The sequence below is a fragment of the uncultured Aureimonas sp. genome, assembly GCF_913775355.1.
Lineage (GTDB): Bacteria > Pseudomonadota > Alphaproteobacteria > Rhizobiales > Rhizobiaceae > Aureimonas.
On the sequence record NZ_CAJYIU010000041.1, the window covers coordinates 15,118 to 31,564 of the forward strand.

The 16,447-nt window shown below is 69.6% G+C and carries 14 protein-coding genes; 8 read left to right on the top strand and 6 right to left on the bottom strand.

Annotation, left to right across the window (positions count from 1 at the left end; all coding sequences use genetic code 11):
- Positions 1–9: 9 nt before the first annotated feature.
- The 4 genes from QZ753_RS02900 to QZ753_RS02915 all read right to left on the bottom strand — a co-directional run bounded on the left by QZ753_RS02900 (position 10) and on the right by QZ753_RS02915 (position 4,452).
- Entirely contained in the window at positions 10–1,215 is a 1,206-nt protein-coding gene (locus QZ753_RS02900) for an iron-containing alcohol dehydrogenase (protein WP_294641051.1), read from the bottom strand.
- A 126-nt stretch (positions 1,216–1,341) separates the two neighbouring features.
- Positions 1,342–2,808, bottom strand: coding sequence for an aldehyde dehydrogenase family protein (locus QZ753_RS02905; protein ID WP_294641144.1), 1,467 nt, complete (start codon positions 2,806–2,808; stop codon positions 1,342–1,344).
- A 194-nt stretch (positions 2,809–3,002) separates the two neighbouring features.
- Entirely contained in the window at positions 3,003–3,950 is a 948-nt protein-coding gene (locus tag QZ753_RS02910; RefSeq protein WP_294641053.1) for a LysR family transcriptional regulator, read from the bottom strand.
- 118 nt (positions 3,951–4,068) lie between these two features.
- Positions 4,069–4,452, bottom strand: a complete 384-nt coding sequence (locus QZ753_RS02915) for a hypothetical protein (RefSeq protein ID WP_294641055.1) — start codon at positions 4,450–4,452, stop codon at positions 4,069–4,071.
- Positions 4,453–4,802: 350 nt separating this feature from the next.
- On the opposite strand from QZ753_RS02915, the gene QZ753_RS02920 reads away from it, so the two are divergent.
- The 8 genes from QZ753_RS02920 (at position 4,803) to QZ753_RS02955 (ending at position 12,642) form a co-directional block, all read left to right on the top strand.
- Entirely contained in the window at positions 4,803–5,861 is a 1,059-nt protein-coding gene (locus tag QZ753_RS02920; protein WP_294641057.1) for a sugar phosphate isomerase/epimerase, read from the top strand.
- Between the two features lie 11 nt (positions 5,862–5,872).
- Positions 5,873–7,051: a Gfo/Idh/MocA family oxidoreductase gene (locus QZ753_RS02925; RefSeq protein WP_294641059.1), complete on the top strand. Its 1,179-nt coding sequence runs from the start codon at positions 5,873–5,875 to the stop codon at positions 7,049–7,051.
- Positions 7,052–7,188: 137 nt separating this feature from the next.
- Positions 7,189–8,748 (top strand): sugar ABC transporter ATP-binding protein, encoded by a 1,560-nt coding sequence (locus QZ753_RS02930; RefSeq protein ID WP_294641061.1) that lies wholly within the window; start codon positions 7,189–7,191, stop codon positions 8,746–8,748.
- The gene (locus tag QZ753_RS02935; protein ID WP_294641063.1) at positions 8,745–9,743 is read left to right on the top strand and encodes an ABC transporter permease; all 999 of its coding nucleotides are present in this window, start codon (positions 8,745–8,747) and stop codon (positions 9,741–9,743) included. The genes QZ753_RS02930 and QZ753_RS02935 overlap by 4 nt, the downstream gene beginning before the upstream one ends.
- Before the next feature lie 78 nt (positions 9,744–9,821).
- Positions 9,822–10,769, top strand: coding sequence for a substrate-binding domain-containing protein (locus QZ753_RS02940; protein ID WP_294641065.1), 948 nt, complete (start codon positions 9,822–9,824; stop codon positions 10,767–10,769).
- Between the two features lie 129 nt (positions 10,770–10,898).
- The gene (locus QZ753_RS02945; protein ID WP_055893361.1) at positions 10,899–11,357 is read left to right on the top strand and encodes an Rrf2 family transcriptional regulator; all 459 of its coding nucleotides are present in this window, start codon (positions 10,899–10,901) and stop codon (positions 11,355–11,357) included.
- A 125-nt stretch (positions 11,358–11,482) separates the two neighbouring features.
- Positions 11,483–12,118 carry an alpha/beta hydrolase gene (locus tag QZ753_RS02950; RefSeq protein WP_294641068.1) on the top strand — a complete coding sequence of 212 codons (636 nt, stop codon included), beginning with the start codon at positions 11,483–11,485 and terminating at the stop codon, positions 12,116–12,118.
- A 188-nt stretch (positions 12,119–12,306) separates the two neighbouring features.
- Positions 12,307–12,642: a response regulator gene (locus tag QZ753_RS02955; protein WP_294641070.1), complete on the top strand. Its 336-nt coding sequence runs from the start codon at positions 12,307–12,309 to the stop codon at positions 12,640–12,642.
- A 137-nt stretch (positions 12,643–12,779) separates the two neighbouring features.
- On the opposite strand, the gene QZ753_RS02960 is transcribed toward QZ753_RS02955, so the two are convergent.
- Both QZ753_RS02960 and efp read right to left on the bottom strand, forming a co-directional pair.
- Positions 12,780–15,734: a PAS domain S-box protein gene (locus QZ753_RS02960; RefSeq protein ID WP_294641072.1), complete on the bottom strand. Its 2,955-nt coding sequence runs from the start codon at positions 15,732–15,734 to the stop codon at positions 12,780–12,782.
- 114 nt (positions 15,735–15,848) lie between these two features.
- Positions 15,849–16,418, bottom strand: a complete 570-nt coding sequence (efp, locus tag QZ753_RS02965; RefSeq protein WP_294641074.1) for an elongation factor P — start codon at positions 16,416–16,418, stop codon at positions 15,849–15,851.
- Positions 16,419–16,447: the final 29 nt, after the last annotated feature.

The following is a 16,447-nucleotide window of genomic DNA, read 5'->3' on the forward strand; positions in this document are numbered from 1 at the left end:
GACGAGGCCTCAGGCGAGGCAGCGCCGGAAGATGGCCTCGGCTTGCCCGACCGTCATCTTGCGGGCCGAGGGACAGGCGATCACGGTGTGGTCGTTGGCGGTGGCCGGGTCGAAGTCGCGTGCGGCGATGCCGGCATAGAGGCCGGGCACCGCGCGCTGCGCCATCTCGCGCACACGATCCTCGTGCAACTGCTCGCGGGTGAAATGCTCGGGGAAGCCGATGTCGCGGTAGAGCGAGCGGATCGCCTCCGCGCAGGCTTCGATCATCTCGGACCGCGCCAAGCCGGCGGTCTCGACCTCCAGCGCTTCGGCGAGCGGCTTCACCTTGTGGGGCAGGACGGCAAGGTTGAAGGCCGTCACATGCGGCAGGAGAACGCCGACGCCGTAGGGGTGGGGCAGGTCGAGATGGCCCTCGAGCGGCAGCGACAGGGCGTGGCCGTGACCGAGCCGGGCGTTGCCGCAGGCGATGTTGGCCATGCAGGAGGCGACGAGATTGTCCTCGCGAGCGCGCTCGTCGTCGGAATTGATCGATGCGCGCAGCGACCCGTACTGGAGGCGCACGGCCGCGATCGCCAGCGCGTCGGTGATCGGCGAGCCGATGGCGCTGAAATAGGCCTCGACGGCATGGGTCAGCGCGTCGACCGCCGGCAGGGCCGCCACGCGCATCGGCAGCGAGCGCAGCGTCACGGGATCGAGGATCGCCGCATCCGGAAAGCTGAGCGGTCCGCCGCCGAGAAGCTTCAGGTGGCGCTCCTCGTCCTTGACGATCGTCCACTGCGAGACCTCGGAGCCCGAGCCGGCCGTGGTCGGCACCATGATCATCGGAAGCGCGCGCTTGTCGAACCGGCCGACGCCGGTGCACTCGGCCATCGGCTTGTGGTTGGTCGCGACGATGGCGATGCCCTTGCCGGTGCACATCACCGACCCGCCGCCGATACAGACGACCCCGTCGATGCCCTCGCGCCGGACGCGCGCGCCCTCGGTGTCGATATGCGAGCAGCGCGCGTCGATGCCGCAGTCGTCGAAGCGGGCGGTGGTGATCCCGGCGGCCTCGAGCGCGGCGATCGCGTCGGTATGGAAGGGCTGCTGCGAGATCACCGGGTCGGACACGACGAGGACGCGGCTCATCGTCAGATCGCGCGCGAGCGTCCCGATCGTGGCGAGCGAGCCCTGGCCGGCGACGACGCGCGTCGGCATGTAGAAATGGCTGATCAACGACGTTTCCTCCCGAAGCGCCGAGGCGGGTCTGGCCGCCGGTCGGACCGAAGATGGCGCGGCGGTCGAGCGCCGCGCCAATAGGGCTTTTGTGGAGCCGCTATCGTCGCACCCTATGGCGCGCGATCAGCCGTGCTTGATGATCGTGGTGCGGATCGTCGAGATGTCGTGGAGGGCCGCAAAGCCCTTCTCGCGCCCGTGGCCGGACTTTTTCATGCCGCCGAAGGGCAGCTCGATGCCGCCGCCCGCGCCGAAGGCGTTGATGTAGACCTGCCCCGCCTTGATGCCGCGCGAGACGCGAACGGCCCGGTTGCCGTCGTGCGACCAGACGGCGGCCATCAGGCCGTAGTCCGTGCCGTTGGCAAGGCGCACGGCGTCAGCCTCATCTTCGAAGGGGAGGACGGACAGAACCGGGCCGAAGACCTCCTTGTTGGCCAGTTCGTTGCCGCGCGGCACCGGGCCGTAGATGCGCGGCGCCACGAAGAAGCCGCCGTCCGGCACGCCAGCGGCGATCGTGCCGCTGGCGAGCACCGGGACCGATCCGTCCTCGGCACGGGCGAAGAAGCCCTCGATGCGCTGCTTCTGCGTGGCGTTGATCACCGGACCGAGGTCGCGGTCCATCTCGGGCGTGCCGGCGACGAGCTTGCCGAACCGATCGGCGAGCGCGGTGACGACCCGTTCGTAGGCGGCCTTCTCGACAAGGACGCGCGAGCCGGCCGAGCAGGTCTGCCCGGCGTTCTGCACCATGGTATTGGCGATCACGCTCGCGGCCGTGTCGAGGTCGGCGTCGCCGAACACGACATGCGGGCTCTTGCCGCCGAGCTCCAGCGTGCAGCCGATGTGGTTGCGCGCGGCCGCCGTCTGGATCAGCGTGCCGACCTCGGGCGAGCCGGTGAAGGAGATGAAGTCGATGTCGGGATGGCCGGAAAGCGCCGCCCCCGCCTCCTCGCCGAGCCCCGGCACCACGGCGATGGCCCCTTCGGGAAAGCCCACCTCGGCCATGAGTTCCGCAAGGCGCAGCGGGGTGAGGCAGGCGTCCTCTGCCGGCTTGACGACGCAGGCATTGCCCATCGCGAGCGCCGGGCCGACCGTGCGCCCGAACATCTGCGCCGGGTAGTTCCAGGGAATGACGTGGGCGGTGACGCCGAAGGGGACGCGCTCGGTGGTGACGAAGTAGCCCGGCAGGAAGGGGATCGTCTCGCCGTGGACCTTGTCGGCCGCGCCGCCGTAGAACTCGAAATAGCGGGCCGTGGCGACCATGTCCGCCCGCGCCTGCTTCATCGGCTTGCCGGTGTCGCGCGCCTCGAGGCGGGCGAGGTCCTCGGCGTTGGCCTCGATCGCGAGGGCGAGCTTCGTCAGGAGCCGGCCGCGCTCGGTCGCCGACATCCGGCCCCAGGCTCCGCCCTCGGCGGCCTTGCGCGCCGCCTTGACCGCGCGGTCGACATCCTCCGCGCCACCGGCGGCGATCTCGGCGAAGACGGTGCCCTCGGCCGGCGCGACCACCGGAACGGTGCGCCCGCTGGCCGGTGCGTGCCAGCGGTTGTCGATGAAGACGCCCTTGGCGGCTTCGGGAGCTTTGGTGTGGGCGTTCATGAAGGTCTCCTCGCCACGACGCGACTGGGGAGGCGGACGCATCCGGCGGCGAGCGCTCTCGCTCAAGCCACCCTCCTCGAACGCGTCCGCCCGTTCGGTGTCGCAGGAGGATATCGGCCGCGGCGGGCACGCTGCCCAACACAGTTTTGCGCGACCTCGCATAGGCTTGCCCTATGCCCGGCCCGGTGTGGCGGCTAGCTGCTGACCCGCATCTGCGCGCCGCTCCATTCGCCCGAGCGGACGAGGTCGCGCAGCGTCTGCCGGCACAGCTTCTCCACGGCCTGCACGGCGTGCGACAGCGGCCGGTCGATCGGCTCGACGAGATGCACCGTCCGCAGGAAGGCCGGCTCGAACGGCCAGGCACGGATCGCCCCGCCCTTGGTCTCGCGCCGGATCGCATGGGCGGGAAGGACGGAATAGCCGAGGCCCTTCTCGACCAGCGACTTGATCGCGCCGTAGGCGTCGATCTCGATGGCGGCGGACAGGCGCGTTCCCTCGGTGGCCGCCCGTTCGTCGAGAAGGTCGCGTAAGCCATGGCCGGGGCTCGGCAGAATCAGCGGCAGGCCCGCCAGCAGCGAGGCCGGAACGGAGGACCCCGACGGGGGGAGCGCTGCCGTATCGGGGTCCGACGCCGGGCCGAAGAGGTGCAGCGCCTCCGACAGGAGGCCGATGGAGCGCAGGCCCCGATCCTCGACGAAGGCGTAGAGAAGGCCGAGGTCGACGCGTCCGAGCCGCAGCCAGTCGAGGACGTAGCCGCTCATCGCCTCGGCGATGCGAAGCTTGACCTTCGGCAGGCGCTCCTGCGCGGCCAGCACCAGCGGAACGCCGAGCACCTGCGCGATCGAGGAGGGGAGGCCCAATCGCACCTCGCCCGCCGGCTCGGCGCCGCTGCCGCGGATCTCGCGCTCGGCCTCCTCGAACTGCGCGACGATGGCGCGCGCGTTGCGCAGGAGAATCTCGCCCGCTTCCGTCGGCTGCACGCCCTGCGCGGTGCGGAACAGGAGCGGCACGCCAAGATCGGCCTCCATGTTGCGCACATGAAGGCTGAGCGAGGGTTGCGCGATGTTGAGCCGCCCCGAGGCGCGCGAGATCGAGCCGCTCTCCACTATGGCGACGAAGTATCGAAGCTGCCTGACGTCCACGCGCGAATCCTCCAGCGTCGAGGATAGCGGCTCCCCCGATCGCCGTCACCGCGTGGAATGCCCCACGCAAAAAAGCCGCCGCACCGAAGTGCGACGGCCTTTCCGTTCAGAGATGGCCTTAGTTGGCAGGCGTGACCGTGTCGTCACCGGCGCTCGTGCCCGGGACCGGCACCGACGAGTCGCGCGCAACCGGCGCGGCGTCGCGCGGCACGACGACCGTGCTGGCAGCCTCGGCGTCGATCGCCGAACCGATGCCCGACGTGTTGCCCGGGACCGGGATCGAGCTGGTGGCGGCGTCGGTCGTGGCCGGGGGCGCGTCGCGGTTGGTCTTGACCTCGGAGGCCTGATCGGCCGGCAGGACGCTGTCGAGGCCCGCGCTGGTGCCCGGCACCGGGACCGACGAGGAGTTCTGCGGGGTCGCGACCGACGGCGCGGACTGCGCGAGGGCGGCGCCGCTGGTCAGGGCAAGGGCGGAGACGGCGGCAAGGATGGTGAGTTTCATGGAGTGATCCCTTTCATTTTGCCGAATAAGCAAATGGGAGGGCTCCTCGTTCCCATCGTGTACGAGATTATTTCAAAAATATGGCGCGCGGCGTTCCTCGAGGTGCCGCAACGTCAGATTTCCTCTCGGGCATCGCATTTTGAAAGCGAGCAGCGGCCACTTCCAGGCAAAGCGATTGCGGCCGGGCGCACGCGCGAGACGGGTGGGACGCTCGGCCGAATCGTGCCATCGTGCGCCCGCGCCGGCCGGGAGGAAACAGGCCGCGCGGGCGTCCGTCTGCGCCGCCGCACCGCCCGTTCGCGGCGGCGGCGGCGGGCGGCGGCCGCTTCGCAAGGGGAGGACGACGCAGGATGAAGACCATCAAGGGACCGGGCATCTTCCTGGCGCAGTTCGCCGGGGACGAAGCGCCCTTCAACTCCTTCGACGCGATCTGCGGCTGGGCCGCCGGGCACGGCTACAAGGGCGTGCAGATCCCGACCTGGGACGCCCGCCTCTTCGATCTCGAGCGCGCGTCGGAATCGAAGGACTACTGCGACGAGATCGCCGGTGTCGCCGCGCAGCACGGTCTCGCGATCACCGAGCTGTCCACCCACCTCCAGGGCCAGCTCGTCGCCGTGCACCCGGCCTACGACGAAGCCTTCGACGGCTTCGCGGCACCCCATGTGCGGGGCAACGCGAAGGCGCGTCAGGACTGGGCGACCGACCAGGTGAAGCGCGCGCTCACCGCCTCGCGTCATCTCGGCCTCAAGGCGCACGCGACCTTTTCCGGCGCGCTCGCCTGGCCCTTCGTCTACCCGTGGCCGCAGCGGCCGGCCGGCCTCGTCGAGACCGCGTTCGACGAGCTGGCGCGCCGCTGGAAGCCGATCCTAGACCATGCCGAGACCGAAGGCGTCGACATCGCCTACGAGATCCATCCCGGCGAAGACCTCCACGACGGCGCCTCCTACGAGATGTTCCTGGAGCGCACCGGCGACCATGCCCGCGCCAACCTCCTCTACGATCCCTCGCATTTCGTCCTGCAGGGCCTCGACTACCTCGCCTATATCGACATCTACCACGAGCGCATCCGCGCCTTTCACGCCAAGGACGCCGAGTTCAATCCGACCGGCCGCCAGGGCGTCTACGGCGGTTTCCAGTCCTGGGCGAACCGGGCCGGCCGCTTCCGCTCGCTCGGCGACGGGCAGGTCGATTTCTCCGGCGTCTTCTCCAAGCTCACGCAATACGGCTTCGACGGCTGGGCGGTCTTGGAATGGGAGTGCGCGCTCAAGCACCCGGAGCAGGGCGCGGCCGAGGGCGCGCCCTTCATCGCCGCCCATATCATCCGCGTGACCGAGCGCGCCTTCGACGATTTTGCCGCCGGCGGCACCGACGACGCCGCCAACCGCCGCATGCTCGGCCTCGACGCTTAAGGAGACGCAACATGGCCATCGAGGCAGGCAAGGGAACCGAAGGCGGCGCGCGGCGCATCCGGCTCGGCATGGTGGGCGGCGGGCAGGGGGCCTTCATCGGGGCCGTCCACCGCATCGCCGCGCGGCTCGACGACCGGTACGAGCTCGTGGCGGGCGCGCTCTCGTCGGACGCCGAGCGTGCCCGCGCGTCGGCGGCCGACCTCGGGCTCGCCCCGGATCGCTCCTACGCGAGCTTCTCCGAGATGGCCGCGGCCGAGGCCGCGCGCGCCGACGGGATCGAGGCGGTCTCGATCGTCACGCCCAACCACATGCACGCTCCGGCGGCCAAGGCCTTCCTGGAAACCGGCATCCACGTCATCTGCGACAAGCCCCTGTCGGTCTCGGTCGCGGAGGCCGAGGACCTCGTGGCGCTGCAGGCGAAGAGCGGGCGCATCTTCGCGCTCACCCACAACTACACCGGCTACCCCCTGATCCGGCAGGCGCGGGCGATGGTCGAGGCGGGCGAGCTCGGAGAGATCCGCCTCGTGCAGATGGAGTACGCGCAGGACTGGCTGTCCGAGCGCGCCGAGGCGACGGGCTCGAAGCAGGCCGAGTGGCGCACCGACCCGGCGCGCTCGGGCGCCGGCGGCTGCATCGGCGACATCGGCACGCATGCCTACAATCTCGGCGCCTTCGTCTCGGGCCTGAAGACGCGCGAGCTTCTGGCCGAGCTCACGACCTTCGTCGAAGGCCGAGCACTCGACGACGACGTGCGCGTGCTCCTGCGCTACGAGGGCGGCGCCAAGGGCGTGCTCTGGGCGAGCCAGGTCGCGGTCGGCAACGAGAACGCGCTGCGGCTGCAGGTATACGGCACCAAGGGCGGGCTCGAATGGTGCCAGGAGAACCCCAACCAGCTCTGGTTCTCGCGCCTCGGGCAGCCGAAGCAGCTCCTCACCCGCAACGGCGCGGGCTCGCTGGCTGCCGCTGCGCGGATGACGCGAGTGCCGCCGGGCCATCCCGAAGGCTATCTCGAGGGCTTCGCCAACATCTATTCCGAGGTGGCCGAGGCGATCCTCGCCGCGCGCGGCGGCGGGGCACCGGACGGTGCCGTCACCTATCCCACCGTCGCGGACGGGCTGGCCGGCATGCGCTTCATCGAGGCGGCCGTCGCCTCGTCGCGCGGCGGCAGCGTCTGGACGCCGGTCGGCTGATCCGGGTCGTTGACGGTTGTGTGAACTCGCGCGAGGCGATTGATTTTGTCGGACAAATCGACAAGCTAGACTGATGATCGAGGAGACGACGGAATCGGGCTTGGGAGAGCCCCCGTCGGTCTTGGGAGGGAACAGCGATGATCGGTCCCAGCGCGGGAGCCGATCGCGGCGCGCGCGTCGCGATCGCGGCCGAGGGCATTTCGAAGTCCTTCGGGCCGGTGGAGGTGCTGGGCGACATCCGCTTCGACCTTCGGGCGGGCGAGGTGCACGCCATCATCGGCGAGAACGGCGCCGGCAAGTCGACGCTGATGAAGATCCTCGCCGGGCATCTCCAGCCGACCGGCGGACACCTGTTGCTCAAGGGCGAGCCGGTGCGCCTGTCGGGACCGGTCGAGGCCGAGCGGCGTGGCGTCGTTCTGGTCCATCAGGAGATCCTGCTCGCACCCGACCTGACGGTCGCCCAGAATATCCACCTCGGGCGCGAGGTGCGCCGCGGGCTGACGCTCGACGATCGCGTGATGAACGCCTCGGCACGGGCTGCGCTGGAGGGCCTCGGCGCTTCGATCGACCCGCGTGTGCGTGTCGGCTCGCTGTCGATCGCGCAGCGCCAGCTCGTGCAGATCGCCCGCGCCCTTCTCGTGCCGCACGAGGTGGTGATCTTCGACGAGCCCACTGCCTCGCTCACCCCGCACGAGACCGAGGCGCTTCTCAGGGTGATCGCGGACATTCGCGCTCGCGGCGTCGGCGTCCTCTACATTTCGCATCGCCTGCCGGAGGTGAAGCGTCTCGCCGACCGCGTCACGGTCTTGCGCGACGGGCGGCGGGTCGGCAGCTACGATGCCGCCGACCTCGAGCCCGCCGACATGGCGCGCCTGATGGTCGGGCGCGACGTTTCCAAGCTCTATCCCGATCGCGTGGCGCAGGGGCGCGGCACGCCGGTGCTGGCGGCCGAGAACATGCGCGTGCCGGGCTATGTCCGATCGGGCGCGTTCGAGGTGGCTAAGGGAGAGATCCTCGGCTTTGCCGGGCTGGTCGGCGCCGGGCGCACCGAGCTTCTCGAGGGCGTTCTCGGCCTTCGGCCGGCCGAGGGCACGGTGCGCCTCGACGGCGAGCCGGTTCGCTTTCGCGACGCGCGCGAGAGCATGGACGCGGGGATCGTCTACCTCAGCGAGGACCGCAAGGGCAAAGGGCTGCTGCTCGCCCAGACGCTGCGCACCAACCTGACCCTCGCCGCGCTCGACCGCTTCGCCAGCGGCCCGCTGCTTCAGCCGGCGCGCGAGGACAAGGCGCTCGACACGGCCATCCGCGACTTCGACATCCGCACCCGCCGGCGCGATCTTCTCGCGGGGCAGCTGTCCGGCGGCAACCAGCAGAAGCTGCTGCTCGCCAAGATGATGCTGCTCGACCCGCGCGTCGTCGTGGTCGACGAGCCGACCCGCGGCATCGACATCGGCACCAAGGAGCAGATCTACCGGTTCCTCGCCCAGCTCGCGGCCGAGGGCCGTGCGGTGATCGTGATCTCGTCGGAAATGCCGGAACTCATCGGCCTGTGCGACCGCATCGTCGTGATGCGCGAGGGGACGATCGCGGGCGAGGTCGCGGGCGAGGCGATGACCGAGCGCAACATCGTGATGCTGGCGACGGGCGCCGGCGAGAAACAGGCCGCGCTGGCGGTCGAGGGAGCCGAACCCGCATGACCGACGCCACCTCGCCAGCCCAGGCGCCGAGCTCCCGCCGCGAGATCGACCTTCGGGCGGTCGCGCCCTTCGTCGCGCTCGCCGCGCTCCTCGTCTTCGGCGCGCTGATCAACCCGAACTTCCTCGGGATCGACAACCTCTCCAACGTCGTGACCCGCTCGGCCTTCATCGCGATCATCGCAGTGGGGGCGACCTTCGTGATCTCGGCCGGCGGGCTCGACCTGTCGGTCGGCTCCATGGCGGCCTTCGTCGCCGGGACGATGATTCTGTTCCTGAACGCGGCGCCGGTGGAGGGCGCCGTGCCGACGATCGCGCTCGGCATGGCGATGGCGCTCGGGGTCGGGGCGCTCTGCGGCCTCGCCAACGGCCTGATGACGACGCTCGGCCGCATCGAGCCGTTCATCGTCACGCTCGGCACGATGGGTATCTTCCGCGCCCTCACCATCTGGCTTGCCGAGGGCGGGTCGATCGCCCTGAGCTCGCAGGAGCTGCGTGCGGCCTACCGGCCGGTCTATTTCGGCAATGTCCTCGGCGTGCCCGTGCCGGTGATCGCGTTTCTCGTGGTCGCCGCGCTCGGCGCCTTCGTCCTCTACCGCACGCGCTTCGGCCGACACGTCATGGCCGTCGGCTCCAGCGAGGACGTCGCGCGCTATTCGGGCATCCGCGTTAACCGCGTGCGCACCATCACCTACGTCATCCAGGGACTGTGCGTGGCGGTCGCGGTCCTCGTCTACGTGCCGCGCCTCGGCGCCGCGACGGCGACGACGGGTCTTCTGTGGGAGCTGCAGGCGATCACCGCCGTCGTCATCGGCGGCACGGCGCTGCGCGGCGGCGTCGGGCGGGTCTGGGGCACGATCTGCGGGGCGCTGATCCTCGAACTCGTCGGGAACATCATGGTCCTTTCGGACCTCGTCAGCGAATACCTCATCGGCGCGGTCCAGGGGGCGATCATCATCCTGGCGATGCTGATCCAGCGCTCCCTGTCGCGCCGGTGACCGAAGCGGGCGGCGCCCTGTCCGGGGCGCGCCGTCCGCCGCAAACCAGATAAGCTCCGGCATTCGGGAGGAACCCACATGAAACGCATCGTCGCCGGGCTCGCGGCCCTCGCCGTCCTGTCCACCGCCGGTCTCGCGCTCGCGCAGGACAAGAAGCTCACCATGGCCGTGTCGATCCCGGCCGCCGACCACGGCTGGACGGGCGGCGTCGTCTACCACGCCGAGCGCGAGGCCAAACTCCTCGAGGAGCGCTATCCCGGCCTCGACATCGTGGTGAAAACCTCGCCCGACGGCGCGTCCCAGGCGAACGCCCTGGAGGACCTGACCGCGCAGGGCATCAACGCCCTCGTCACCCTGCCGCACAATTCCGACGAACTGACCGACCCGATCCGGCAGGTGAAGGAGAAGGGCGTCTTCGTCACGGTGGTCGACCGGGCTCTCTCCGATCCCTCGATCCAGGACCTCTATGTCGCCGGCGACAACCACGGCCTCGGCCGCGTTGCGGGCGAATACATGAAGGAGCGCATGGCGGACGGCGGCGACATCGTCGTCATCCGCGGCCTGCCGATCGTCATCGACGAGGAGCGCCAGAAGGGCTTCGACGAAGGGATCGCGGGCTCCAAGGTCAAGATCCTCGACCGCCAGTTCGGCAACTGGTCGCGCGACGACGCCTTCAAGGTGATGCAGGACTACCTCGCCAAGTATCCCAAGATCGACGCGGTCTGGGCGCAGGACGACGACATGGTCGTCGGCATCCTTGAGGCGATCGCCCAGAGCAACCGGTCCGACATCCAGTTCGTGGTCGGCGGCGCCGGCATGAAGGACATGATCAAGAAGGTGCAGGACGGCGACAAGATGGTTCCGGTCGACGTTCTCTATCCGCCCGCGATGATCGCGACCGCGATGGACCTGACGGCCGCCGGCCTCTTCGACCAGAACCCGGTGCGCGGCAACTACGTCCTCGACGCGACGCTCGTCACCAAGGACAACGCGAAGGAGTTCTACTACCCCGACTCGCCGTTCTGATCGACCGGACGGGGGCGGTTCCGCCGGAGCAGCCCCTCGGTCTCCCGCGCCGCGCTGGAAATCCGGCGCGGCGCGGTCTACCTGTCGGAGCGTGCCCCTGTTCCGCTTCCCGCCAACGAAGTCCCCGCCATGCTGACGATGAAGGGCAAGTACGGCCTGAAGGCCATGCTGCATCTTGCCGAACTGCCCGAAGGCCAGCGCGCGCTCTCCGAGGAGATCGCAAGGGCGCACAATATCTCCAAGAAGTTCCTCGACACCATCCTCGGCGAACTGCGCGTCGCCGGGATGATCCATGCCCGCAAGGGGCGGGGCGGCGGCTACATTCTCGCCCGCCCGCCGTCCGAGATCCGGGTCGGCCATGTCCTGCGCGTGCTCGACGGGCCGCTCGCGCCCATCCCCTGCGCCAGCCGGACCGCCTATCGCCGCTGCGACGACTGCCGGGACGAGCGCTCCTGCGCCGTGCGGCGGATCATGCTGGAGGTGCGCAACGCCATCTCCGCCGTGCTCGACGAGCGCACGCTGGCGGAGGCGGCGGGCGCACCCGAAAGCCTCGAGGCCGAGTTCCGCGAACTGGCGCTCGGCGCATAAGGTGGCGGGCGGCGGATCGGCTTTCCGCCTCAGTCGATAAAAAGAGTATGTTGTGCGTGTCGGCCGGCGACGTCGGGCCTTACCTTCCCTGTCGACTTCGATGCGGCAGGAAAGGCTCGCGACCCATGACCGAGACGCTGATCGTCCCCGGCCTCAACGGCTCGCCCGCCGGCCACTGGCAGCACCATTGGCTGGAAATCGACCCGCAGGCGACGCTGGTGGAGCAGGAGGACTGGGCAAGGCCGGTTCTCACCGACTGGCTGCACCAGCTGGAGGCGGCGCTGATGGCGAGCCGTCCCGGCGTGATCCTCGTCGCCCATAGTCTGGGCTGCGCGCTGGTCGCTGCGCTCGCCGGCCGCCCGGCCGCCTCCCATGTCGGGGGTGCGCTGCTGGTTGCTCCGGCCGATGTCGCCAGCCTCTCGCAAACCGTGCCGAGTGCCGCCTCTTTCGCAGAGGGCGCGCAATCCCGCCTGCCGTTCGCCTCGATCCTCGTCGCCAGCCGCAACGATCCCTACATGAGCTTTGCGGGCGCCGAGCGTTGCGCCGCGACCTGGGGCTCCGCGCTCTACGATCTCGGCGAGGCGGGGCACGTCAACATCGCGAGCGGCTTCGGCCCCTGGCCCGACGCGCTGACGCTGGCCGAAGGCCTGCGCGGTCGCCCGGCACGCGCCGGGCGGGTGCGGGCCGGCGCGCCGTCACCGGTCCCGCGGGACCGAAGCTACGCGCCGCGGTTGCACGATTCCGGTCTTGGCCTCGGCTGAACGCGCGTTCAGGGGGTTCCCATCCGTTGCCGGCGCACCATTTAGAATTTCAAGCGCTCGCCCGGCTATGTTGAAGCCGGGATGGAACCACCCTCATGAGATCGGCGGAGCCAGCTTTCTTCAGGCTCCCGATCGGACGGACAGGCATCGGAATGCACGGTGATTTGCAGACTGGGTCGCGGAAGGTCGTGCTCGTCGTCGACGACGAGCCGCTGGTGCGATTGAACGCGGTCGACATGTTCGAGGAGATGGGGTTCGAGGTGCTGGAAGCCTCCGACGGGGCCTCGGCCCTTCGGGTTCTGGAGCGTCGTCCCGAGGTCGCGCTCCTGTTCAGCGACTGTCGCATGCCCGGCATGTCGGGTCCCGAGCTCGCGCAGGCGGTGGCAGAGCGCTATCCGCATGTGCGCATCGTGCTCGTGTCGGGCTACGTCAACGTCCAGAAGCTCGACTGGCCGCTCCTGCCCAAGCCCTACGACGCCAACTCGCTGCGCAAGGTCGCCGGCGACATCGCGCCGACGAACTGACGGTCGGCGCCCGAGCGGCGCCAGATCCTGCCCACGCTCCCGCACTGGCCCGGAGCGGCTTCGGTCGCCGCCGGGCTTTTTCATGTCCGGCGTGTCTTCCGGCGGCGCCGTGGCCGCGGCGACGCGCGTGATGCGGCTTAGGTTTCGTCGAGGGCGTCGCGCAGCTTCATCGCCAGATCCTCCAGCGAGAAGGGCTTCGTCAGAAGCCGCACCCCGGCATCGAGCACGCCATGGTGGACGATGGCGTTGCGGGTGTAGCCGGTGGTGAAGACGACCTTCAGGTCGGGGCGCTCCCGCCGCGCCTCTTCGGCCAGCATGCGCCCATCGATGTCTGGCATCACGACGTCGGTGAACAGGAGGTCGATGTCGGTCCGCTGCGCCAGAAGCCGTAGAGCCTCCGCCGCGCCGTCGGCCTCGAGCGTGCGGTATCCCAGTTCCTGCACCGCCTCGATCGTGACGCGACGCACGCTTTCGTCGTCCTCCACCACCAGGATCAGCTCGGCGGACGGGTCGGTGAGCTCCGGCAGCGCTGCCGCGACCTGATCGGTCACGTCGTGCTCGCCGACGAGCCGCGGCAGGTAGATCTTCACGCTCGTGCCCCGGCCGGGCTCGGAATAGATCTTCACGTGCCCGTCGGACTGCTTCACGAAGCCGTAGACCTGGCTGAGGCCGAGACCCGTGCCCTTGCCAATCTCCTTGGTGGTGAAGAACGGGTCGAAGGCCTTGGCCATGACATCGGGGCTCATCCCGGTGCCGGTGTCGGTCACCGCCACCAGGACGTACTGGCCCGGCACGATGCCGATGTCGGCCGCGGCATAGCGGTCGTCGAGATGGGCGTTCTGCGTCTCGATCGTCAGGCGCCCGCCCTCCGGCATCGCGTCGCGGGCGTTGACGGCGAGGTTGACGATGACGTTCTCGAGCTGGTTGGCGTCGACCGAGCAGGACCAGAGACCGCCGCCGAGAACGGTCTCAAGCCGGATGTTGCCGCTCAGCGTCCGGCGCATGAGTTCGGACATGCCCGAGACGAGCTTGTTGAGGTCGACCGCCTGCGGGTTGAGCGGCTGCTGGCGCGAGAAGGCGAGAAGCCGATGCGTCAGCGTCGCCGCACGCCGCGCGCCCTCCATCGCGTTCTCGGCGTAGCGGCGCAGCCGCGCCTCGCCCTCGGGCAGGCGGCGGCCGAGGAGGTCGAGCGAGCCGATGATCACCGACAGCATGTTGTTGAAGTCGTGCGCGATGCCGCCCGTCAGTTGGCCGACGGCCTCCATCTTCTGCGCCTGCCGCAGCACCTCCGAAGTGCGCTCGAGCTCGGCGGTGCGCTCGCGCACACGCTCTTCCAGCGAGGCGTTGAGTTCGATCAGGGCGGCTTCCGCGCGTGCGCGCTCCAGCGCCTCGCGAGTGCGAGCGGCGACCTCGTCGCAGAGCTGGATTTCGGCCGGCGTCCAGCGCCGGGGGAGGGGCTCGTGAAGGTAGAGGAGCGAGCGCAACGCGCCGTCGCGCAGCATCGGTACGACGACGAGCGCCCTGCAACCGATCCCGTCCCATGTCCCGTAAAAGCTTTCGTCGATGCGCGCATCGGCGCGCACGTCCTCGACCACCAGCGTCCGGCCCGCGTGCAGTTCGGCGATGGCGGAGGGGCCGAACTTGTTGAGGATGCGGTTCTCGCCGGCAAGGCTCATGATCTCCGGCGAACGGGTCCAGTCGCGCGCGACACGCACGATCTCGCCGCTGGCATCCATGTCGCCGTAGCCGCAGCGCGCGACGCCCAGCCGTTGGCCGAGAAGCCGGGTTGTCGTCGTCTCGACGCCGGCAGGATCGGGGTGGCCGAGCAGCGTGTCGCTGAGGTCGAGGAGGAAGGCGCGGCGCTCCTCCTCCAGCTTGAAGTCGTGGATGTCGGTGCAGGTGCCGAACCAGCGGATGATGCGGCCCGCCGGGTCGCGCATCGCCTGCGCGCGGCCGAGCACCCAGCGGTACTCGCCCGAGCGGTGCCGAAGCCGGTACTCGATATGGTAGGGCTCGCCGGTCGCGAGGCACCGGCGCCACACGCCCCAGGCCCGGTCCTGGTCGTCCGGGTGGAACATTCCGTTCCAGCCCTCGCCGTCGGTCGAGCCGTGCGGCATGCCGGTGAACTCGTACCAGCGATCGTTGTAGTAGTCGTGGAAGCCGTCGGGCAGCGTCGTCCAGACCATCTGGTCGATCGTGTTGGCGATCGCCTGGAACCCGGCTTCGCTGGCGCGCAGGCGATCCTCGCCGGCCCGGCGCTCGTCGATGTCGATCACCGATCCGACGAAGCCGAGAAACGCGCCGGTCTCGTCGAACCGCGGCGAGGCGGCGTCGATCGCCCAGCGATAGCGACCGTCGCGGTGACGGAGGCGATACTCGAGCCGGAACGCCTCGTGCGCGGCGTTGGCGCGGCGGAAGACGCGCCCCGCCTCCTCGGCGTCGTCGGGATGCGTGGCATCGAGCCAGCCGAAGCCTTCCGCGGCCTCCGGCGTCTGCCCGGTGGTCTCGTACCAGGATCGGTTGAGATAGGTGCAGCGCCCGTCCGGGTCGGTCACCCAGAGCATCACCGGGGCGTTGTCGGCCATGTTGCGAAATCGGCTCTCGCTCTCCAGAAGCCGACGCTCGCCGATGACGCGGCCCGTAGTCTCCGACACGATGCACAGGACGCCCGCGACCGCGCCGCTTTCGTCGTGCACCGGCGAGTAGCTGATGTCGAAGAACACCTCTTCGTGAAAGCCGTGGCGCTCGATCCGGAACGGGCGGTCCTTGGCCGATATCGTCTCGCCGGTCCGCACCACACCGGCGAGAAGCGGCCCGAGATCGTCCCAGAGTTCGGACCAGTTCTCGCGGGCGGGTCGGCCAAGCGCGCGCGGGTGCTTCGTCCCGATTGTCGGCGCATAGGCGTCGTTGTAGAAGGCGAGATGGTCCGGTCCCCAGAAGAGGACGATCTGGGCGTGCGACGAAAGGATGAGGTCGACGGCGGTGCGCAGCGTCGGCGTCCAGGCGGCCGGGGGCCCGAGCGGGCCGTCGCTCCAGTTGCGCGAGCCGATCAGCGCGCCGATCGCGCCGCGTTCCTCGAGAGGGAGCACCATGCGAGGTCGAGTCTCCATAGTCACTGCGGGGGAGGGAGCCTTGTCGGTTCCCACCCGTTGGTCCGAACGCACCATCGGCGGATTGGTTCGCCGGCTTATGGCGCGCCTGGTCCGTTAGTCCTTGGCGCGCTCGACGTAGGAGCCGTCCGCCGTCATCACCACGATGCGGGTGCCGGCCGCGATGTGCGGGGGAACCAGCGTGCGCACGCCGTTCGACAGGACGGCCGGCTTGTAGGACGAGGAGGCCGTCTGGCCCTTGGTGGTCGGCTCGGTCTCGGTGACCTCGTAGATCGCGCGCTGCGGTAGCTCGATCGAGATCGCAAGGCCGTTGTAGACGGCGACCTGAACCGCCATGCCTTCCTGCAGGTAGGGCGCGTAGTCGCCGACGACGCTCTCGGGCACCGCGACCTGGTCGAAGGTCTCCGGGTTCATGAAGTGGAAGCCCTCGTCGTCCGAGTACAGGAACGTGTGCTCGCGCTCCTCCACGAAGGCGCGCTCGACCTGCTCGGTGGTGCGGTAGCGGTCCGACACCTTCACGCCATCGGAAATGCGGCGCATGTCGAGCTGGGTGACGGGGGTGCCCTTGCCGGGGTGGATGTTCTCCGCGGACAGGATCACATAGAGCTTGCCGTCGTCGCGTTCGACGACGTTGCCTTTGCGGAGCGAACTGGCGATCACCTTCACGGGCTTTGTTCCTGATTTCGGTCTGATGT